The 21,498-nt window shown below is 71.0% G+C and carries 15 protein-coding genes; 6 read left to right on the forward strand and 9 right to left on the reverse strand.

The features are described from left to right. From ACFO6V_RS20100 to ACFO6V_RS20120, 5 genes are all read right to left on the reverse strand, one after another. The coding region (locus ACFO6V_RS20100) for an acetyl-CoA C-acyltransferase (RefSeq protein WP_377139168.1) at positions 1 to 1,132 on the reverse strand (1,132 nt) is incomplete at its 3' end. A gap of 173 nt (positions 1,133 to 1,305) precedes the next feature. After that, positions 1,306 to 1,956: a CoA transferase subunit B gene (locus ACFO6V_RS20105; protein WP_377138452.1), complete on the reverse strand. Its 651-nt coding sequence runs from the start codon at positions 1,954 to 1,956 to the stop codon at positions 1,306 to 1,308. A 3-nt stretch (positions 1,957 to 1,959) separates the two neighbouring features. Continuing rightward, positions 1,960 to 2,766 carry a CoA transferase subunit A gene (locus tag ACFO6V_RS20110; protein WP_377138454.1) on the reverse strand — a complete coding sequence of 269 codons (807 nt, stop codon included), beginning with the start codon at positions 2,764 to 2,766 and terminating at the stop codon, positions 1,960 to 1,962. 61 nt (positions 2,767 to 2,827) lie between these two features. Then, positions 2,828 to 3,577: a 3-hydroxybutyrate dehydrogenase gene (locus tag ACFO6V_RS20115; RefSeq protein ID WP_377139170.1), complete on the reverse strand. Its 750-nt coding sequence runs from the start codon at positions 3,575 to 3,577 to the stop codon at positions 2,828 to 2,830. 11 nt (positions 3,578 to 3,588) lie between these two features. After that, entirely contained in the window at positions 3,589 to 4,953 is a 1,365-nt protein-coding gene (locus ACFO6V_RS20120) for an MFS transporter (RefSeq protein ID WP_377138457.1), read from the reverse strand. Between the two features lie 164 nt (positions 4,954 to 5,117). Between ACFO6V_RS20120 and ACFO6V_RS20125 the strand changes: the two genes are divergently transcribed. Continuing rightward, the gene (locus ACFO6V_RS20125; RefSeq protein ID WP_377138460.1) at positions 5,118 to 6,035 is read left to right on the forward strand and encodes a LysR family transcriptional regulator; all 918 of its coding nucleotides are present in this window, start codon (positions 5,118 to 5,120) and stop codon (positions 6,033 to 6,035) included. 7 nt (positions 6,036 to 6,042) lie between these two features. On the opposite strand, the gene ACFO6V_RS20130 is transcribed toward ACFO6V_RS20125, so the two are convergent. After that, positions 6,043 to 7,545: a helix-turn-helix domain-containing protein gene (locus ACFO6V_RS20130; RefSeq protein WP_377138462.1), complete on the reverse strand. Its 1,503-nt coding sequence runs from the start codon at positions 7,543 to 7,545 to the stop codon at positions 6,043 to 6,045. Between the two features lie 254 nt (positions 7,546 to 7,799). Here ACFO6V_RS20130 and aceA point away from each other — a divergent pair, with 254 nt between their 5' ends. The 5 genes from aceA (at position 7,800) to ACFO6V_RS20155 (ending at position 16,643) form a co-directional block, all read left to right on the forward strand. After that, complete coding sequence (gene aceA / locus ACFO6V_RS20135) at positions 7,800 to 9,149, forward strand: isocitrate lyase (RefSeq protein ID WP_377138465.1); 1,350 nt, start codon at positions 7,800 to 7,802, stop codon at positions 9,147 to 9,149. Next, complete coding sequence (gene aceB / locus ACFO6V_RS20140) at positions 9,149 to 11,029, forward strand: malate synthase A (RefSeq protein ID WP_377138468.1); 1,881 nt, start codon at positions 9,149 to 9,151, stop codon at positions 11,027 to 11,029. The genes aceA and aceB overlap by 1 nt, the downstream gene beginning before the upstream one ends. 185 nt (positions 11,030 to 11,214) lie before the next feature. Then, positions 11,215 to 12,867 (forward strand): PHP domain-containing protein, encoded by a 1,653-nt coding sequence (locus ACFO6V_RS20145; protein ID WP_377138470.1) that lies wholly within the window; start codon positions 11,215 to 11,217, stop codon positions 12,865 to 12,867. 140 nt (positions 12,868 to 13,007) lie between these two features. Continuing rightward, entirely contained in the window at positions 13,008 to 15,707 is a 2,700-nt protein-coding gene (locus ACFO6V_RS20150; RefSeq protein ID WP_377138473.1) for a S8 family serine peptidase, read from the forward strand. Between the two features lie 144 nt (positions 15,708 to 15,851). Continuing rightward, positions 15,852 to 16,643 carry a hypothetical protein gene (locus tag ACFO6V_RS20155; RefSeq protein WP_377138475.1) on the forward strand — a complete coding sequence of 264 codons (792 nt, stop codon included), beginning with the start codon at positions 15,852 to 15,854 and terminating at the stop codon, positions 16,641 to 16,643. Between the two features lie 55 nt (positions 16,644 to 16,698). Here ACFO6V_RS20155 and lysA read toward each other — a convergent pair whose 3' ends face one another. The 3 genes from lysA to ACFO6V_RS20170 form a co-directional block, all read right to left on the reverse strand. Continuing rightward, complete coding sequence (gene lysA / locus ACFO6V_RS20160; protein WP_377138478.1) at positions 16,699 to 18,060, reverse strand: diaminopimelate decarboxylase; 1,362 nt, start codon at positions 18,058 to 18,060, stop codon at positions 16,699 to 16,701. 26 nt (positions 18,061 to 18,086) lie between these two features. After that, a complete protein-coding gene (gene argS / locus ACFO6V_RS20165; protein ID WP_377138481.1) occupies positions 18,087 to 19,748 on the reverse strand; it encodes an arginine--tRNA ligase in 1,662 nt (553 codons plus the stop codon). 127 nt (positions 19,749 to 19,875) lie between these two features. Continuing rightward, on the reverse strand, positions 19,876 to 21,408 hold the full coding sequence (locus ACFO6V_RS20170) for a hypothetical protein (protein WP_377138484.1): 1,533 nt from the start codon (positions 21,406 to 21,408) through the stop codon (positions 19,876 to 19,878). Between the last annotated feature and the right edge of the window lie 90 nt (positions 21,409 to 21,498).

The following is a 21,498-nucleotide window of genomic DNA, read 5'->3' on the forward strand; positions in this document are numbered from 1 at the left end:
CGCACAGGCCGACGGCGGCCCGTCCGCCCCCACGCCGCGCGAGCTCGTGCGCCGCGTGCACCGCGATGCGGGCCCCGGACGCCCCGACGGGGTGACCCAGCGCGATCCCGCCGCCGTGCACGTTGACGCGGTCCAGCGGAACTCCCAGCGCCTTCGCCGAGACCCCGACCACCACGGCGAACGCCTCGTTGATCTCCACGACGTCGAGGTCCTCGGCCGTCCAGCCCTCCCGCCCCAGGGCCTGGGTGATCGCCCGGGCCGGCTGGGAGTGCAGGGAGTTGTCCGGGCCTGCCACCTGCCCGTGCGCGCGAACCGTCGCGAGCACCGGCACCCCCGCCGCCTCCGCGCGGCCGCGGGTGGTGAGCACGAGCGCCGAGGCGCCGTCGGAGATCTGTGACGAGTTGCCCGCCGTGAGCGTTCCCTCGCCCGCGAACGCGGGGCGCAGCTTCGCCAGAGACTCAGGAGTGGTGTCGGGCCGGACGCCCTCGTCGGTGCGCACCTCTACCGGCTCGCCGCGGCGCTGCGGCACCGAGACCGGTGCGAGCTCCGCCTCGAAGACCCCGTCCTTCCACGCGGCCGCGGCCCGCTGGTGCGAGGCCGCCGCGATGGCGTCCTGCTCCTCGCGCGACACGAACACCGAGCCGGTGTTGTGGTCCTCGGTCGAGATGCCCATGGAGACGCCGTCGAACGCGTCGGTCAGGGCGTCGTGCGCCGTCGCGTCCAGCAGCTCGGCCGAGCCGTAGCCGAACCCGAACCGCGAGCCGGGCAGCAGGTGGGGAGCGTTCGTCATCGACTCCTGCCCACCCACCAGCACCACTGCCGCCTCGCCGGTCCGCAGCAGCCGGGCGCCGTCGATGATCGCCGTCAGCCCCGAGAGGCACACCTTGTTGACCGTGACCGCCTGGACGTCCCAGGAGACGCCCGCGGCGACCGCCGTCTGCCGGGCCGGGTTCTGCCCGGCACCCGCCTGGATCACCTGGCCGAAAATGACCTTGTCGACGTCGGCGGCGAGCGGGCCGGCGCCCTCCAGGGCGCGTCGCGCGGCTACCGCGCCGAGCTCGACCGCGCTCAGCGTGGCCAGCGAGCCCTTCAGCCGTCCCTGCGGCGTCCGCGCCGCCGAGACGATCACCACGTCGTCAGCGCTGTTGTTCTGAGCAGTGTTCTGAGCGCTGGTCTTGTCAGCGCGGTTCTCCGCACCCGGGGCCGCGCTTGTGGCGTTTGCCGGAGTGTTGATCGGGTCAGTCATGAGACCTCCTTTGGCCGTCGTTCTTCAGCGTATCGCCCGGTGCCGCGCACCCGTAGCCGTCACACCATCGGCTCGACGAGCTCCACGGTGAGCTCCGGCTCCGTCTTCTCCACGACCTCGTCAGCGGTGACCCCGGGTGCGAGCTCGCGCAGCACCAGACCGGACGGCGTCACGTCGAGCACCGCCAGGTCGGTGATGATCCGGTTCACCACACCCTTGCCGGTCAGCGGCAGCGAGCAGGCGCGCAAGATCTTCGGCGACCCGTCGCGCGCCACGTGCTCCATGAGGACGATCACGCGCCCCGCGCCGTGCACCAGGTCCATGGCGCCGCCCATGCCCTTGACCATCTTGCCGGGGATCATCCAGTTGGCCAGGTCGCCCGTGGCGGAGACCTGCATGCCGCCAAGGATCGCGGCGTCGATCTTGCCGCCGCGGATCATGCCGAACGACATCGCGGAGTCGAAGATCGACGAGCCAGGCAGGAGCGTCACCGTCTCCTTGCCCGCGTTGATCAGGTCGGGGTCCACCTTGTCCTCGGTCGGGTACGGCCCCACGCCGAGGATCCCGTTCTCGGACTGCAGCACCAGGTGCCGGCCCTCCGGCACGTAGTTGGGCACGAGCGTCGGCAGCCCGATGCCCAGGTTCACGTACATGCCGTCGGTCAGCTCGCGCGCGGCGCGCGCGGCCATCTCCTGTCGGGTCAGTGCCATGGTTCAGGCCCCCTTCGTGTCGGACGACGACGGCGCGGTGACCGTGCGCCGCTCGATCCGCTTCTCGATGTCGGTGCCGACGTGCACCACGCGGTGCACGTAGACCCCGGGCAGGTGCACGGTGTCCGGATCGATCTCCCCCGGTTCGACGAGCTCCTCGACCTGGGCGATGCACACCCGCCCCGCCATCGCGGCGAGCGGCGAGAAGTTGCGGGCCGACTTGTTGAACACGAGGTTCCCGTGCCGGTCCCCACGCAGCGCGTGCACCAGCGCGTAGTCGGTGCTGATCGACTCCTCCAGCACGTACTCGGCGCCGTCGTCCCCGAACGTGCGCACCTCCTTGGCCGGCGACGCGATGGCGATGCCACCGGCGCCGTCGTACTTGCGCGGGAGGCCGCCGTCCGCCACCTGGGTGCCCACGCCCGTCCGCGTGAAGAACGCGGCGATGCCGGCACCGCCGGCGCGGAGCTTCTCGGCGAGCGTGCCCTGCGGGGTGAGCTCCAGCTCGAGCTCCCCGGACAGGAACTGCCGCTCGAACTCCTTGTTCTCCCCCACGTACGAGCTGGTCATCTTCGCGATGCGGTGGGCGTTCAGCAGTACGCCGAGCCCCCAGTCGTCGACGCCGCAGTTGTTGCTCACGACGGACAGGCCGGCGGTGCCCTGCGCGAGCAGGGCCTCGATCAGCGCGATCGGGTTGCCGCAGAGGCCGAACCCACCCACGGCGAGCGACGCGCCGTCCGGTATGTCGGCGACCGCCTCGGCCGCGCTCGCGACCACCTTGTCGAACCCCGTGCTACCCACTTCAGTCATCGTTGACTCCTCCATCGGGCCAGTGCCGGCAGGTCGTGCCATGTGCCAGTGTCACACCCGGTCAGCGCGCGCTCCATCCGCCGTCGATGGTCCACGACGCACCGGACACCATGGCGGCCTCCGGGCCCGTGAGCCACCCGACCAGTGCGGCCACCTCCTCGGGCTCCACCAGCCGTTTCACCGCGGCCTGTTCGAGCATGACCTTCGCCAGCACCTCCGACTCGGGGATCCCGTGCGCCTTCGCCTGCTGGGCGACCTGCTTCTCGATCAGCGGCGTGCGGACGTAGCCGGGGTTCACGCAGACGCTCGTGACGCCGCGCTCGCCGCCCTCCAGCGCCGTCACCTTGGACAGCCCTTCGAGCCCGTGCTTGGCCGCCACGTACGCCGCCTTGTACGGCGACGCGACCAGTCCGTGCACCGACGAGATGTTGACGACCCTGCCCCAGCCCCGCTCGTACATGCCGGGCAGCGCTGCCCGGACCAGCAGGAACGGGGCCTCCAGCATGATCCGCTGGACCAGCCGGAAGTCGTCGGGCGCGAAGTCCTGGATGGCGCTGATCCGCTGGATGCCCGCGTTGTTCACGAGCACGTCCGTGTCCAGCCGGAGGGAGTCCAGCGCCCGGGTGTCGGACAGGTCCACCACCCAGGCCTCGCCGCCCACCTCCTCGGCGACGGTCTTGGCGCCGTCGCCGTCGACGTCCGCCACGGTCACGTGCGCGCCCCGGGCCGCCAGCTCCCGGGCGCACGCCGCGCCGATGCCGCTCGCGCCGCCGGTCACGAGGGCTCGGCGGCCGTCCAACGTGGGGCTCAGGTCAGTGGAGCTCAAGACCGGCCCTCCGCGAGCGCCCGTTCGCGTGCCTGGTCCTCGGCGTCGAGGGCGTGCAGCGACGCGCCCTTGGTCTCGCGCAGCGCGAGCGCGGCGACCAGCGTGATCGCTGCCGCGACCAGCATGTAGACCGCGGTGGGCCACCAGGAGCCGGTGTTCTTGAGCCAGGTGGTGGCGAGGATCGGGGCGAGGGAGCCCGCCACGATGGACGTGACCTGGTAGCTGATCGACACGCCGGAGTAGCGCATCCGGGTGGGGAACATCTCCGACATGATGGCGGGCTGGACCGCGTACATCATGGCGTGGAAGAGCAGTCCGGCCATGAGGACGGCGAGGATCACCCAGGTGTTCCGGGTGTCCATCGCGGGGAACGCGAACCAGCACCAGGTGGCGCCGAGGATCGCGCCGGCGATGTACAGGGGCCTGCGGCCGATGCTGTCCGCGATGCGACCGACGGCCAGGATCATGACGAAGTGGAACGCGTGCGCCGCAGCGACGACGCCGAGGATCCGTGTCGTGTCCATGCCGAGCGCGGTGCCGAGATAGACGATCGAGAAGCTCACCACCAGGTAGTACAGGATGTTCTCCGCGAACCGCAGGCCCATGCCGGTCAGCACGCCGCGCGGGTAGCGCCGGATCACCTCGAAGACGCCGTAGCCCTTGGCGCCCTCGTCGATCTCGGCCTTCGCCTCCTCGTAGATGGGCGCGTCCGAGACCCGGGTGCGCACGTAGTAGCCGATGACGATGACCACGGCGGAGAGCCAGAACGCGACGCGCCAGCCCCAGGAGAGGAACGCGGCGTCGGTGAGGCTGGCGGACATCGTGTAGAGCACGACGGTGGCGAGCAGGTTGCCCGCCGGAACGCCCGCCTGCGGCCAGGCCGTCCAGCGAGCCCGCTCGTCGTCCCGGCTGTGCTCCGCCACGAGCAGGACGGCGCCGCCCCACTCGCCGCCGAGCGCGACGCCCTGCACGAAGCGCAGGATCACCAGGAGCGCCGGGGCGAGGAAGCCGACCTGCTGGAACGTGGGCAGGCAGCCCATGAGCACGGTGGCGACGCCGATGAGCAGGATCGTGAACTGGAGGGTGTGCTTGCGCCCCAGCTTGTCGCCGATGTGGCCGAAGATCACGCCGCCGAGCGGCCGGGCCAGGAAGCCCACCGCGTAGGTGACGAAGGCCGCGATGATCGCGTCGTACTCGTTGCCAGTCTCAGGCATGAGGACCTTGTTGAACACGAGCGCCGAGGCAGTCGCGTAGAGGAAGAAGTCGTACCACTCGACGACGGTGCCGGCCATCGAGGCGGCGACGATGCGCCTGATCAGCGACCGGTCGTCCGGTGCGCGGGTGCTCTGCTGTGCAGACATGCTGCTCCTAGGTGTCGACTCTGACACGGGTACTGGCCGGCCGGTGCGATCCGCACGGCCTGCCACGTGTGACTCGCCAGAGTTTTCCCGGGAAGCGCTGTGCGGAGCAATGACGAAGTGGGCAGACCAGGTGTGCACGGATGCACACTTGGTACGGTCGCCGCATGCCAGCCCGCAACGACCCGCCGGCCAGCCAGATCGCCGACCAGCTCCTCGTGCTGCTGCAGGTGGCGCGCACGGGCCGGTACACGACGGCGGCGCAGGCCCTCGGCGTCAACCACACCACTGTCGCCCGCAACATCACCGCGCTCGAGCGTTCCCTCGGTGGCCGCCTCCTGGTGCGCGGCGCCGACGGCTGGGAGCTCACCTCGCTCGGCCGCCGGGCGGCACGCGCGGGCGAGGCGGTGTCCGACGCCGTCGACCGCCTCGTGGCCGGCGATACCGAGGCCGACCCCGTCACCGGCGTCGTGCGGATGACGGCGACCGACGGGTTCAGCGCCTACATCGCCTCCCCCGCGATCGCCAGGCTGCGCGGCGAGCACCCGGAGCTGTCCGTCGAGCTCGTCACCGTCACCCGCGTGGCGACCCACCATCGTTCCGGCGTGGACATCGACGTCGTCGTCGGAGAGCCGAGCGTGCAGCGGGCCAAAGCCGTGTGCCTCGGCGACTATGTGCTCGGGATGTACGGCTCGCGCGACTACCTGGCGCGGCACGGCACACCGGCCACCGTCGACGAGATGTCCCGGCACGGGCTCGTCTACTTCATCGACTCCATGCTCCAGGTCAACCACCTCGACGCGCCGCGCCGCCTCGTGCCGGGCATGCGGGACGCGCTGGCCTCGACGAACGTGTTCGTGCACGTCGAGGCCACGCGCGCCGGGGCGGGCCTCGGGTTCCTGCCCTGCTTCATGGCCGACCGGCACGACGACCTCGTCCGGCTCCTGCCCGACGAGGTGACCGAACGCCTGCCCTACTGGGCGGTGGTCCGCAGCGAGTCCTGGCGGCGGCCCGCGGTGGCCGCCGTCGTGCAGGCATTGCTCGCGGAGATGGCGGAGCAGCGGGAGCGCATGTTGGGGCAGTGAGCCGCGCTCAGTCTTCGGGCGCGTGCCGCTCCAGGAACCGGTACACCTCCGTCGTCTCCACCCCCGGGTACGCGCCCGAGGGCATCGCCGCCAGCATCGACGCATGGGGCCGCGCCGAGGGCCAGGCGAAGTCGCCCCACTTCGCGGAGAGGTCCTCGGGCGGACGCCGGCAGCACGACTCGTCGGGGCAGCGCGAAGCCGTCCGCTCCGTCGTGTCCCGCCCCTCGAACCATTTGACGTCCGCGAACGGCACGCCGACCGACACCGAGAACGCGCCGTCCGACGTGTTCTCCACGCGTGAGGTGCACCAGTAGGTGCCCGACGTCGTGTCGGTGTACTGCGCGTACGGGTTGAACCGGTCCTCGACGTCGAACACGCGCCGCGCCGTCCACTGCTTGCACACGTGCTGCCCCTCCACCGCGCCCAGCGCGTCCGAGGGGAACCGCACGCCGTCGTTCTCGTACGCCTTGTGCAGGATCCCGGACTCGTGGACCTTCATGAAGTGCACGGGGATGCCGAGGTGCCTGGTCGCGAGGTTGGTGAACCGATGCGCAGCGGTCTCGAACGAGACCCCGAAGGCGTCACGCAGGTCCTCGATGGCGATGGCGCGCTCGTCCTTCGCGTCCCGCAGGAACTTCACGCCCGGCTTCTCCGGGACCATGAGGGCCGCCGCCAGGTAGTTCGCCTCGACGCGCTGGCGCAGGAACTCGCCGTAGTCGCCGGGTTCGGTGTGGTCGAGCACGTGCGAGGCCAGCGCCTGCAGCAGCGCCGACCGGGTGTTGGACCGACCGCGGAAACCCTTGGACGGCAGGTAGAGGCGCCGGTTCCGGGTGTCGATCACCGAACGTGTCGAGTGCGGCAGGTCGCTCACGTAGTGCAGCGTGAAGCCGAGGTGCGCGGCAATCTCGGCCGCCATGCGCTGCGGCAGCGGCCCTGACGTGTGCCCGACGTCGGCGAGCAGCTCCTTCGCGACCTGCTCCAGCTCGGGCAGGTAGTTGTCCTTGGCGCGCATGTCGTCGCGGAGCTCACCGTTCGCCCGGCGCGCCTCCTCCGGCGTGGCCGCACGCTCGGTGTGGAGGCGCTCGAGCTCGCGGTGCAGCGCCAGGATGGTCGTGAGCGCGTCGTGGGGCAGCGACTTGCCGATGCGTACGCCCTCGATGCCGAGCGATGCGAACAGCGGGCCGCGCTGCACCCGCTCCAGCTCGATCTCCAGCCCGTCCCGCTCCGACGGCGCCTCGGCCGAGAGCAGGTCGTCCACGCCGACGCCGAGCGCCCGTGCAATGGTCTGCAGCTGCGAGAACTTGGGCTCCCGCTTGCCGTTCTCCAGCGTGCTGACCTGGGACGGCGCCCGGTCGATCGCCGACGCGAGGTCGTCGAGCGTCATGCCCTTGCTGGTCCGCAGGTGCCGGATGCGCCGTCCGATGGTGAGGGCGTCCGGCTCGGCCTCGGCCTGGCCTGCCTCCGGCGTCGCGGCCTGGCTGGGGACCCGGCCGAGGGCCTGACCTGGCACCCGGACGCGCGTCTGGCCTACCGCCCTGCCTGCGCCGTTCTGCGTAGGAAGCGAAGAAGTGACGTTTCGCGCGGTTCTGCGATTGCCGGGTGTAACTGCCATGCCCGAGGGTGACATACGAGGAGCCTTCCGTTCAACAGAAGAACTGGAGTTCTTCTACGCAGATCTCCTTGTGAAGGGAGTTGCGCAGGGCAGAAGGTCGTAACACGTCACCCGGCAGGCGGTGACGACGTTCCACGAGAAGGAGACCCGCCATGAGCGCACCCACCATCGATTCCCCGTCAGAGGCGACTGTGTCCGCGACGACCGCGTCGACTCCCGTGCGCACCGGCGACCAGGTGCAGACCGCTGCGGAGCTGCAGCAGTCCTGGGAGTCCGACCCTCGCTGGGCCGGCATCGAGCGCACCTACACTCCCGAGGACGTCGTCGCGCTGCGCGGCTCGGTCGGCGAGGAGAACACCCTCGCCCGCCGCGGCGCCGAGCGCCTGTGGCGCCAGCTGCACGAGGAGGACTACATCAACGCCCTCGGGGCGCTGACCGGAAACCAGGCGGTGCAGCAGGTCAAGGCCGGTCTGCAGGCCATCTACCTGTCCGGCTGGCAGGTCGCCGGTGACGCGAACCTCTCGGGGCAGACCTACCCCGACCAGTCGCTGTACCCGGCCAACTCGGTGCCCGCCGTGGTCCGTCGCATCAACAACGCGCTCCTGCGCGCCGACCAGATCGACGTCTCGGAGAACGGCACGCCGACCCGCGACTGGCTGGCCCCGATCGTGGCCGACGCCGAGGCCGGCTTCGGCGGCCCGCTCAACGCGTACGAGCTGATGAAGTCGATGATCACCTCTGGCGCGGCCGGCGTGCACTGGGAGGACCAGCTCGCCTCGGAGAAGAAGTGCGGCCACCTCGGTGGCAAGGTGCTCATCCCGACGCAGCAGCACGTGCGCACGCTGAACGCGGCGCGCCTCGCGGCCGACGTCTCCGACGTGCCGTCCATCGTCATCGCCCGGACCGACGCCGAGGCCGCGACCCTCATCACGTCCGACGTCGACGAGCGCGACCTGCCGTTCATCACCGGCGAGCGCACCGCCGAGGGCTTCTACAAGGTGACCAACGGCATCGAGCCGTGCATCGCCCGCGCCAAGGCCTACGCGCCGTACTCCGACCTGATCTGGATGGAGACCGGCACGCCCGACCTCGAGCTCGCCCGCAAGTTCGCCGAGGCAGTGAAGGCGGACTTCCCGGACCAGATGCTGAGCTACAACTGCTCGCCGTCGTTCAACTGGAAGAAGCACCTGGACGACGACACGATCGCGAAGTTCCAGCGCGAGCTGGGCGCGATGGGCTTCAAGTTCCAGTTCATCACCCTGGCCGGCTTCCACGCCCTGAACTACTCGATGTTCGACCTGGCCCACGGGTACGCCCGCAAGCAGATGACCGCGTACGTCGAGCTGCAGGAGAAGGAGTTCGCCGCCGAGTCGCGCGGCTACACCGCCACCAAGCACCAGCGCGAGGTCGGCACCGGTTACTTCGACCGCGTGGCGACTGCGCTGAACCCCAACTCGTCCACCACGGCTCTGGCCGGTTCTACCGAGGCGGCGCAGTTCTGATGACCGCGACCATCGACACGCGCCCGCAGGGCGCCAACCCGTTCGACCCGGACGCCGGTCTCGCCGGGATCGGCACGCCGCCCGCCGCACGCACGGGCTCCACGCCGACGTTGGCCGCACGTCCGGCCACTGCACACCCGGCCCCAGCACGCCCGGCCTCCGCACCGACGCCCAGGAGCTCCGCGCCGAGCTCGCTGCCGAACGGTGGGGTGGGGGCCTCGCGAACCGGCTCGCGCCGGGGCGTCATCACGGTCACCGGATCGGTCGGCCCGCGCTACGGCGAGATCCTGAGCGCTGACGCGCTCCAGTTCCTCGCACTGCTCCACGACCGGTTCGACGCCGCCCGCGACGAGCTGATCGCGCAGCGCCAGTTGCGCCGTCAGGACATCGCCGACGGCAGCGACCCCGACTTCCGGGCCTCGACGCGCCCCGTGCGCGACGACCCGCACTGGCGGGTCGCGGGTTCGCGGAACGCGCCCGGCCTGGAGGACCGCCGGGTCGAGATCACGGGTCCCACCGACCCGAAGATGACCATCAACGCGCTCAACTCCGGTGCCCGGTGCTGGCTGGCCGACGCCGAGGACGCGTCCAGCCCGACATGGCCCAACGTGGTCGAGGGGCAGCTCGCGCTGCACGACGCGATCCGCGGGTCGCTGAGCTTCACCAACGAGGCCGGCAAGGAGTACACGCTGCGGTCGGCCGACATCGTCGACCTCCCGACGATCGTGTTCCGCCCGCGTGGCTGGCACCTCGACGAGGCGCACCTGCGCTACACGGACGCGAACGGCATCACGAGCAGCGCCCTGGGCAGCCTCGTGGACTTCGGGCTCTACTTCTTCCACAACGCCGCCGAGCTGATCGCCCGCGGCAGGGGCCCGTACTTCTACCTGCCCAAGCTGGAGGGGTACAAGGAGGCGCGGCTGTGGAACGAGGTGTTCGAGGTCGCGCAGGACGCGCTGGGCATCCCCCGCGGCACGATCCGCGCCACCGTGCTGATCGAGACGCTGCCCGCGGCGTTCGAGATGGAGGAGATCCTCTACGAGCTGCGCGACCACTGCGCGGGGCTCAACGCGGGTCGCTGGGACTACCTGTTCTCGATCATCAAGTGCTTCCGCACGCGCGGTGACTCGTACGTGCTGCCGGACCGCGCGCAGGTCACCATGACCGCACCGTTCATGCGCGCCTACACCGAGCTGCTCGTCGCCACCTGCCACAAGCGGGGGGCGCACGCCATCGGCGGGATGAGCGCGTTCATCCCGGACCGCCGCAACCCGGAGGTCACCCGGCAGGCGTTCCAGCAGGTCGCGGCGGACAAGAAGCGCGAGGCCGGCGACGGCTTCGACGGCACGTGGGTGGCTCACCCCGACCTGATCCCGGTGGCCGAGGCCGAGTTCGACGCCGTCCTCGGGGACGCGCCGAACCAGGTGTCGCGGCAGCGGCCGGACGTCGCCGTGGGGCAGCACGAGCTCCTCGACATCGCCTCCGCACGGCGTGCCGGGGCGACCGTGACCTCCGCCGGACTGCGGTCGAACGTCTCGGTCGCCGTCCGCTACATCGACGCCTGGCTGCGCGGTACCGGAGCCGCGGCGCTCGACAACCTGATGGAGGACGCCGCCACCGCCGAGATCTCCCGGTCCCAGGTGTGGCAGTGGATCGCCTCGGGCACGGTGACCCACGACGACCAGCTCCCGATCACGCGGGAGCGGGTCGAGACGATCCTGCTCGACGTCGTCGCCTCGCTGCCGCAGGATTCTGGCAGCCGGCTCGACGACGCGGCGGCGATCTTCCGTCAGGTCGCCCTCCAGGACGACTTCCCGGCGTTCCTGACGAACCCCGCCTACCAGGGACACCTGGTGGACTCGCCGGCCGACCAGGTCTGAGTCCCGCTCCCCCAAGCTGCCCGACGCCGTGCCGGTTGCCGTCTCTCTCCGCCCCACCACCCCGGGGCTACCGGCCGGCGTCGGGTCTCGAGGCTGTCGTCAGGCGCCGGACGTCTCAAGTTCACCCCCGGGCCTTCGAACGGCGCAACCCTGTGGCGTTACCAAGAACCGCCGCAGGAGGAACCATGCCCCACCCGTTCCGTGCCACCGATCTGCCCGCCTGGGCCGATCCGTCGGTCCCGGCCTCGTCCCTGGACCCGCAAGGAGCCTCCCGCCGCACGTTCCTGCGCCTCGGGATGGCCGGCGGGCTCGCGCTCGCCACCGGCGCGCACGCCGGGACCGCCGCCGCAGCGGGCGGGCACGGGGACCCTCAGCTCGCCTGGCTCGTCGGCGACCACCACATTCACTCCCGGTACAGCCACGACGCCAAGTACGACTTCGACCAGCTCGCCCGGAGGGGCGCGGAGCTCGGCCTGGACTGGATGGTCTTCACGGAGCACAGCAACTTCGGGCACCGCGACAAGGGTGCCGCCGCCGAGCACGAGGAGATCATGGCCGCGCGGGCGCGCAACCCGCGCCAGCTGATCTTCCAGGGCCTGGAGTGGTACATCCCCGCTGCCGAGCACGGCACCGTGTTCACCGCACCCGGCCGGCACGAGGTCGAGCTGCTGCGCGAGTTCGAGCGGCGGTGGGACGGCAAGCTCAACGGCTGGACCGCGGACCTGCCCGAGAACGAGCAGCGCGCGGTGGACGCGCTGCGGTGGCTCGCCGCCCAGAAGTCGAGCGGCTCCGTCGACGACGTCCTCGTGCTGGCCAACCACCCGTCCCGGCTCGGCATCGACTCCCCGCACGAGATCCGGGCCTGGCGCGACGCCGCGAGCGGGATCTGCATCGGCATGGAGGGCGCGCCCGGCGCCCAGGGCGACGCCGACCCGGACTGGGTCGCGTACCGCGGCAGCACGCGGGCCCAGCGCGGCGAGTACAACAACGCGCCGCGCCCGGACTCCTACCCCGGCTACCCGGCCGAGGCGTACCGCACCTTCGGCGGCTTCGACTGGATGACGGCGACCGTCGGGGGCCTGTGGGACGCGATGCTGGCGGAGGGCACCCTGTTCTCGATCACCTCCAACTCCGACAACCACCGCACCATCTGGGACACCTGGCGCGACGGCGACATGCCTCCCGGCGAGAGCTTCGACTCGCTCGGCTGGAAGCCGTCTCCCGTCGACACCGGGACACCCCAGCCCGGCAGCGACTTCTGGCCCGGCGAGTTCAGCCGGACTCACGTCGGCGTGACCCGGCACGGCTACCTCGACGTCATGGACGGCCTGCGCCGTGGCCGGGTCTGGGTGGACCACGGGCACCTCGTCGACGGGCTCGACGTCCGCCTCGTCGGCGCCCGCGGCCGGAGCAGCACGCTCGGCGGACGGCTCACCGTGGAGCGCGGAACCGCCGTCGAGCTCACGGTCAAGGTGCGCAGCGCACACCGCCCCAACCCGCACGGGGTGCTCCCCCGGCTCGCCCACCTGGACGTGATCCGGGGTGCCGTGACCGGGCCGGCGACGGACCGCGACAGCTGGCAGGCACCCGACACTCGCGTGGTGGAGCAGATCGACACGAGCCGCCGGTTCGGCACCTATCACCTGCGCATCCCGCTCGGCCGCATCACGCAGTCCTGCTACATCCGGCTGCGCGGCAGCGACGGAAACCGGCACGGTGCCGGATACCTCGGAGCGTCGATCGACCCCGCCGGCCCGGTGCCCCACGACGACAACAACGGTGACCCGTGGGCGGACACCTGGCTCTACACCAACCCGATCCACATCGACGTGCGCTGACACCCCACCGGAAAATCACCCGGCTTGCCCTCCGCGTCTTCCCCGCGCAGAAGTGCTCCTCTAAAGTCACCCGAGTCACGCTTTCTTCACATAAGGGCCACCGGGGTAGTAAGTGGTGGCCACCCGAACGGGGAGCACGAATGAATCGCAGCAGGTACCTCGGAGCGCTCGCCGCGCTCGCGCTGGCTGCCGGGGGTGTCACCGCACAGGGCCTCGCCGCCCAGGGTGCGACGGTCGATGGCGCCATCGACCCGATAGCGCCGGTCCACGAGATCCCGGCTTCCGTCGACACCAGCCTGGTCAACGAGACCAAGGGCTCATGGTTCGTCGAGCTGGAGAGCGAGCCGGCGTCAGCGGGCACCGACAGCAAGACCCTCACCGCCGAACGCCAGGAGTTCCGCGCGGCCGCGAAGGACGCCGACGTCGACTACTCGGTCCGGCGCACGTTCCACACCCTGTTCAACGGCTACTCCATCGACATGGACTCGGCCCAGCTCGGGAAGCTGCAGCGCACCGAGGGCGTCAAGGCGATCTACCCCATGACGCAGATCGAGATGCCGGAGACCGTCCCCGGCAACGAGCCGGACATGGCGACGGCGCTCGGCATGACGGGTGCGGACATCGCGCAGAACGAGCTCGGCCTGACCGGCGAGGGCGTGAAGGTCGCCGTCATGGACACGGGCATCGACATCGACCACCCGGACCTGGGCGGCCCCGGCTTCCCGAACAGCCGCGTGGTGGCCGGCTACGACCTGGTCGGCGACGACTACAACGAGGCTTCGAGCGACGCGGACCGGCGTGTCCCGCACCCCGACGCCGTCCCGGACGACTGCCAGGGCCACGGCACCCACGTGGCGGGCATCGTCGGCGCGAACGGCGAGGGCCGGGCCGACGGGATCACCGGCGTGGCGCCCGGCGTCACCTTCGGGGCGTACCGCGTGTTCGGCTGCGAGGGTTCCACCTCCGCCGACATCATGATCGCGGCCATGGAGCGCGCCCTGGCCGACGACATGGACGTGCTGAACATGTCGATCGGCTCCTCCTACTCCTGGCCGTCCTACCCGACGGCCACCGCGAGCAACCTGCTCGTCGACCGCGGCATGGTCGTCGTCGCCTCGATCGGTAACTCGGGTGCGTCGGGCCTGTACTCGGCGGGTGCGCCCGGCCTGGGCGAGAAGGTCATCGGCGTCGCGTCATTCGACAACACGCACGTCACCGCAAGCTCCGTCGTCGCGAACCCGTCGGGCACGGCAGTGCCCTACCTGGGGCTCGGCGACGTCGCGGACCCGCCCACCGAGGGCACCACCGACCCGCTGGTCGACGCCGGAACCGTCTGCCCCAGCGTCGACATACCGCTGGAGGCCGACGTCGCTGGCAAGACCGCGCTCATCGCACGCGGTTCGTGCTCCTTCGAGGAGAAGTACTCGACGGCGCACGCCGCGGGTGCGACGGCAGTCGTGATCTACAACTCGAGCCCCGGTCTGTTCTCCGGCGGTGGCGTCGTGGACCGCGACATCCCGGGTATCGGCATCCCGCAGGCCGAGGGCAAGGCCCTCGTCGCCGAGCTCGCCGCCGGCACCGAGGTGACGCTCACCTGGTCTGCCGGCGAGGTGTCCACGCCCAGCCCGACCGGCGGCCTGATCAGCTCCTTCAGCTCGTACGGCCTGTCTCCGGACCTGGCCCTCAAGCCCGACATCGGCGCCCCCGGCGGCAACATCAACTCGACCCTGCCGCTGGAGCAGGGCGGGCACGGCGTCAACTCCGGCACGTCGATGGCGTCGCCGCACGTCGCGGGCGCCGTCGCCCTGCTGCTGGAGGCGCAGCCGCGCCTGCGCGCCTCGCAGGTCCGGAGCATGCTGCAGAACAGCGCCGACCCGGCCGCATGGTCCGGCGCCCCGGCTGCCGGCTACCTCGACAACGCGCACCGGCAGGGTGCGGGCATGCTCGACATCCCCGGTGTCGTCCAGGCCGGCGCCAGCGTGCGGCCCGCGAAGCTCTCGCTCGGCGAGAGCACCAAGACCGGAACCATCACCAGGTCGGTGACGGTCCGCAACACGACCAAGAAGACGGTCACCTACACCGTGTCGCACGCCCCGGCACTCGCGACGTACGGCAACACCTTCGCGCCGTCGTTCGCCGACACGTACGCGGACGTGTCGTTCAGCAGCGAGTCGGTCAAGCTGAAGCCGGGCAAGTCCGAGGTGATCCGCGTGACGGTCACCGCACCCGAGGCGACGGACGCCGACCAGCTCATCTACGGCGGGTACGTGGTGGTCACGGCCGGCGACGGCACCAAGTACTCGGTGCCGTACGCCGGGTACGCGGGCGACTACCAGGCGATCGACCCGATCACGCCGGTCATGTCCGGCGGCGAGGTCGTGGCCGACCTGCCGTCGGTCGGGAGCATCACGACGTGCACCGAGTTCATCAACCTCGACTGCATCGACCCGCAGGGCGACTACGAGCTGAAGCCTGAGGGCGCCGCGTACTCGCTCGGCACCGTGAACGGCCTGCCCGACATCCCGTACACGCTCGTCCACTTCCAGCACCAGGTGGAGACGCTGCAGGTCACGGTGCTCGACGCCGAGACCCGCCGCCCGGTGGACCGCCGCGGCGCGTTCGCCGTCGACGTGACGGGCGTGGAGCGGAACGAGACGGCCGGCGGGCTCACCGCCTACGCGTGGGACGGCTCGTACACCACGCTCCGCGGGGTCACGAAGAGCGTGCCCGACGGCGACTACGTGCTCTCCCTCAAGGCACTGAAGGCCGACGGCGACACCTGGAACCCGAAGCACTGGGAGACCTGGACCTCCCCAACGATCACGATCGACCGCCCGTAGCGGTCAGCCATCGTTGAGTGCTGGATATTTGCGCCTCCCGGGCCGTTCGAAGCGCAAATATCCAGCACTCAACGGGCGGGTGATCTTTCTGCGATCTGTTGTTTTTCGGGCTTTTCGCCAGTTTTCAGCCAGTACGTTGCCCGCATGTCCGACGACGAGCGCGCGCGTCCCGCCGCTGAGCTGAACCCCACCTCTGAGCCCGACCCGGCGCCCGCCGTGCCGGAGGGCGACCTCCCGGCCGGCGCCGAGCCCGCACCTGCGACCGAGCCCGCGACAGCGCCTGAGCCCGCGCCTGTGTCTGCTGCGGAGCCGGAGCCGGAGACCACATCTGCAGCTGCACCTGCTGCCGAGCCGGAGCCCGCACCTGCATCTTTGTCTGCTGCGGAGCCCGCGCCCGAGCCCGCACCCACATCGGAACCCGCACCGCCGAAGGCCCTCGACAAGGCCGTGGCCTTCGTCAGGGCCAACGTCGCGGTGGTCGTGCTCGCGGTGCTGCTCGTCGGTGCCATCGTGTGGGGAGCGCTCGGTACGGTCTCGGCCGGCGACTGGGAGTCACGCGCCACGTCGCTCTCGGCCGAGCTGATGAGCGCCGAGAAGAGCCTCGCCGACGCCGAGGCGACGATAGACGGCCTGGAGACCGCCAGGTCGCGCGCCGAGAGCACCGCGTCGGCCTGCATCGGCGCGATCGGCGACGCGGACGCGATGCTCGAGGTCTCCGCGAAGCTGGGCGAGAAGAACGTCACGTACCTGGAGGGGCTGAACGACTTCATGGCCGCCATCACCGCCCGCGACATCGCGGCGGTCGAGTCGATCGGCACGGAGATGGACAAGCTCACCGTGCAGATCGAGGACCTGTCCGCGGATCTCGAGGAGCACATCGACGCGTACGGCGACTCCGCCGAGGGCTGCCACGTCGATGACGCCCAGGACGTCTGACCCGGGCGCCTGAACGGTCCTCTCGGCTCCGGGCAGACGCCCGGAGCCGAGCGGGTCAGCCCTGGTCGAGACCCAGCAGGTCGTCCTCGGTCTCGCGGCGGACGAGCACCCGCGAGGCGCCGTCGGACACCGCGACGACCGGAGGACGCGGCAGCATGTTGTAGTTCGACGCCATGGACCGCCCGTAGGCGCCGGTCGCGGCGACCGCGAGCAGGTCCCCGGCCCGCACGTCCGCGGGGAGCCGTACCTCGTGGACGACGATGTCGCCCGACTCGCAGTGCTTGCCCACGACGCGCGCCAGCACCATCTCCGCGGCGGACGAACGGCCGACGACCTCCGCGTGGTACGCCGCCCCGTACAGGGCGGGGCGGATGTTGTCGCTCATGCCGCCGTCGATGGACACGTAGGTGCGCGTGAAGTCGGCACCGCCGTCGTCCGACACGGTGACCGGCTTGACCGTGCCGACCGTGTAGAGCGTGAGACCCGCCGGGCCGACGATCGCCCTGCCGGGCTCGATCGAGAACCGGGGCAGGTTCGTGCCGAGCTCCGTGCACACCCCGGCCACCGACTGCGCGATGTCCTTCGCCACGCGCTCCGGGTCGAGCGCGACCTCACCGGGCAGGTAGGCGATGCCGTAGCCGCCGCCGAGGTCGACCTCGTCGACGAGCAGGCCGGACCGTTCCGCCAGGTCGGCCCGCAGCCGCAGCACGACGCGTGCGGCGGCCTCGAAGCCGTCGGGGTCGAGGATCTGGGAGCCGATGTGCGAGTGGATGCCCAGCAGCTTCAGCTCGGGATGCTTCAGCACCGCGAGCAGCGCGGCCATCGCCGGGCTCGTCGCCCCGGACCCGGCGTTGACCGACAGCCCGAACTTCTGGTCCTCGTGCGCCGTCGCGATGTACTCGTGTCCGCCGGCGTGCACGCCGGTGGTCACCCGGACCATCACGGGTGCCACGACCCCGCGCTCGCGGGCGAGCCGAGCGACCCGTTCGATCTCGACCAGCGAGTCCACGATGATGCGGCCCACGCCGGCGTCGAGCGCCCGCAGGATCTCGATGTCGGACTTGTTGTTGCCGTGCAGGCCGATCTCGGCGCCGGGAACCTCGGCCCGGAGCGCGATGGCCAGCTCGCCGCCCGACGCCGTGTCGACCCGCAGGCCTTCCTCGCGCGCCCAGCGCGCGACGGCCACGGTGAGCAGCGCCTTGCCCGCGTAGTACACGTCCACGCCCGTGCCGACGGCGCCGAACGCCGCCTCGAACGCCGTGCGGTACGCGCGGGCCCGCATGCGGAAGTCGGCCTCGTCCAGCACGTAGGCCGGTGTTCCGTGCTGAGCGGCGAGCTCGCGCACGTCGACTCCACCGACGGCCACCGCACCGTCCGGCAGGCGGCTGACGCCGCTCGACCAGGGAGCGCCGGTCACGTCAGCCCCCATCACGTACCCGCCCATCACATCCGCTCCGGAGCGCTCACGCCCAGCAGGTCCAGGCCGTTGGCGAGGACCGTGCGGACGGCGTCGTTCAGCCACAGGCGCGCGCGGTGCGCGTCCGTGACCTCCTCGTCCGGGTACGGCGTGACGCGCAGCTTGTCCTCGTCGTTGTACCAGGCGTGGAAGTCGCCGGCGAGCGCCTCCAGGTAGCGCGCGACGCGGTGCGGCTCGCGCAGCTCGGCGGCCTGCGCCACGATCCGCGGGAACTCGGTGAGGCGGCCGATCAGCGCCGTCTCGGAGGCGTGCGAGAGCTGCGCCGGGTCGAACCCGTCGGCGCGGCTTACGCCACGCTCGACGGCCTTGATCCCGATCTGGACCGTGCGGCTGTGCGCGTACTGCACGTAGAACACGGGGTTGTCGTTGGACTGCTTGATCATGTCCTCGCCCTGCAGCTCCAGCGGCGAGTCCGCGGGGTAGCGGGCCAGGGAGTAGCGGACGGCGTCCTTGCCGATCCAGTCGACCAGGTCGCGCAGCTCGATGATGTTGCCGGCGCGCTTGGACAGCTTGGCGCCGCCGACGTTGACGAGCTGCCCGATCAGCACCTCGATGTTCGTCTCCGGGTCGTCCCCCGCGCAGGCCGCGATGGCCTTGAGGCGGTTGACGTACCCGTGGTGGTCGGCACCGAGCAGGTAGATCTTGCCCGGGAACCCCCGGTCCTTCTTCGACAGGTAGTAGGCGGCGTCGGCGGCGAAGTACGTGGGCTCGCCGTTCGCCCGGATCATCACGCGATCCTTGTCGTCGGTGAAGTCCGTGGTGCGCAGCCAGACGGCGCCGTCCTTGTCGTCGACGTGCCCCTGCTCGCGCAGGCGGGCCACTGCCTTCTCGACGGCGCCCGAGGCATGCAGCTCGCGCTCCGAGAACCAGACGTCGAAGTGCACGCCGAAGTTCTCCAGCACCTCGCGGATCTCGGCGAGCTGGTGCTTGTAGCCGGCCTCGCGGGCGACGGCGATCGCCTCGTCGCGGGGCAGCTCCGGCAGGTCGGGGTGGTCCGCGAGCACCTTGGCGGCGAGCTCCTTGACGTACTCGCCGCGGTAGCCGCCCTCGGGCACCTCGGTGTCCGTCGCGCGCGCCAGGACGGACTCGCCGAAGCGGTCCATCTGCGCGCCGGCGTCGTTGATGTAGTACTCGGCGGCCACCTCGGCACCGGCGAAGCGGAGGATGCGCCCCAGCGAGTCGCCGAGCGCTGCCCAGCGGGTGTGCCCGATGTGCAGCGGGCCGGTCGGGTTGGCGCTGATGAACTCCAGGTTGATGACCTGGCCGGTCAGGGCCTCGCCCCGGCCGTACGCGGCGCCCGCCTCGACGATGGTGCGCGCGAGCTCGCCCGCCGCCCCGGCGTCGAGCGTGATGTTGAGGAAGCCCGGGCCGGCAACGCCCACGGACTTGATGCCGGGCGTCGCTCCGAGGCGAGCGGCCAGGTCCTCGGCCAGCGCGCGCGGCGTCGTGCCCGCCTTCTTCGCGAGCTGCAGGGCCACGTTCGTGGCCCAGTCCCCGTGCTCTCGCTGCCTGGGTCGCTCCACGTGGACCGACGCCGGGACGGCGTCGGCGGGCAGGGCGAGTGTGCCGTCGGCGACAGCCGCGGCAAGGGCAGCACTGAGTGCTTCGGAGAGCTGGGTAGGTGTCACTCGACGATTCTACGGGCGAGCGCCCATACGACGCCCACGCTTTCCACAGGCCGGGAACGTGCTGCCCGGCGGCGGTGGCGCCCCCCCCCCGCTCGGGGAGCGCGCCACCGGCGTCGGACACGGGTTCTCAGTCCGTGGTGATCTCGAGGCTGCCGAGGATCTGCCAGAAGCGTTCCTCGAACTCGGGATCGGCCCCGCCGTCGTAGCCCACCATCAGGTGGCTGCCGTCGGCCAGACGGATCTCGGCATGAGCGCTGAACAGGTCGGTCTCCCCGTACTCCGTGTAGTCGCCCATCCTGATGGTCGCCTGGTCGGCGCCCGGGATCTCGAGGCGATACCCGCCGACAGGGATCTCGTCGAAGCCGGTGACGCCGGGTTCCATCAGCGTCGCGTCCACGCTCTCGTCCGGCCCGCCGTCCGACGGGGCGTTGAGCATGATCTGGCCCTCCTGGGTAGCGCCCGGGTCGGCCCAGGACGGCGGCACGCGCAGGCTGAAGCCGGAGCCCTCCACGACCACCCAGTCCTCGGGGATCTCCGGTGCGTCATCGATCAGGGGCTGGGCGTCCGCAAGGTCGGCATAGGAGGGCACGTCGTCGGCCTCGGCCGTGAACTCCAGGCTCCCGGCGACCGTGCTCACCAGGCGTTCGCCGTCCTCGCCCTCCGGGACCCGCATGTTGATCGAGTAGGTGCGGCCTCCTGCCTTGCGCACCTCGAGCCAGGCGGTGAGCGTCCCGCCGTCCGGGGTCAGCTCGGCGCCTGCCCGGTCGGCCCCCGGCGGTCGCTCGAAGACGTACATGTAGCTGTGGTCCTCGTCCGAGTCGAACGTGGACGAGAGAACGGTGACCTTCAGCCGGAACTCCCCCGCGGCGTCGTTCATCGACACGGCCGGCCAGCGGGCGCCCCGGGCGGCGGAGGCGTCGTCCTCCACCCAGTCCTCCGGCACGGCGAACGTCAGGCCCTGGTGCTCCTGAGTCTCCCACCCGGACGGAAGGTCTTCCACGACATCGAGAACGGGCTGCTCGTCCTCGGGCATCGCCAGCGTGCTCTCGTCGAAGGACGGGTCGACCTGTACGGTCCCCACGAGCTGCTCGAACATCTCCTCGGGGTCTGGCACGCCGGCCAGGATGATCATGAGCCGAACCGTCCTGCCGGACTCCAGCTCGACGTCCAGCGCGCCCTCGAGGTCGCCCAGCCCGTCCGCCGTCCAGGCGTACTCGGCCGAGGCCGCGCCTGGCACGTCCGCCTCGACCGCATCTCCGTATGTCTCGGGCATCGGGCTCTCGTCCGAGAGCGGCCAGGGCTGGACGAACACCGCGGAGTACTCGCCGAACTCCTCGTCCTGCTCCGGTTCGACGGCCCAGCCGACACCCATCTCCTCGAACCGCTCGAAGCCCTGCGGGACCGCCAGCGTCAGTCCGGCTTCGGACACCTCGGTCCAGCTGTCCGGCGCGTCTCCGGACGTCCCCCAACCAGCCGGCAGGAGCTGCTTTCCACCGGCGACAAGGGCGACGACGGTCACGAGGGCCAGGACAACGAGAACCACCACGCCCCCGAGCACACCGCGCCGGGCGCGCTGACGGCGGATCATCCGCGCTTCCAGCGCAGCGCCGTCGGCGTCTTCCACGGAGCCCACCTGGCCTGCGACGTCTTCACTCGCCATGGCTACCACCTCTTTCGTCGATGACCGCGCACGCGCTCGCACGCCGATCGGGTCGGGCTCTTCGTAGATTCACGGCACACAGACGCACGC

Origin of the sequence: Promicromonospora alba (genome assembly GCF_042654905.1) — a bacterium.
Taxonomy (GTDB): Bacteria; Actinomycetota; Actinomycetes; order Actinomycetales; family Cellulomonadaceae; genus Promicromonospora; species Promicromonospora alba.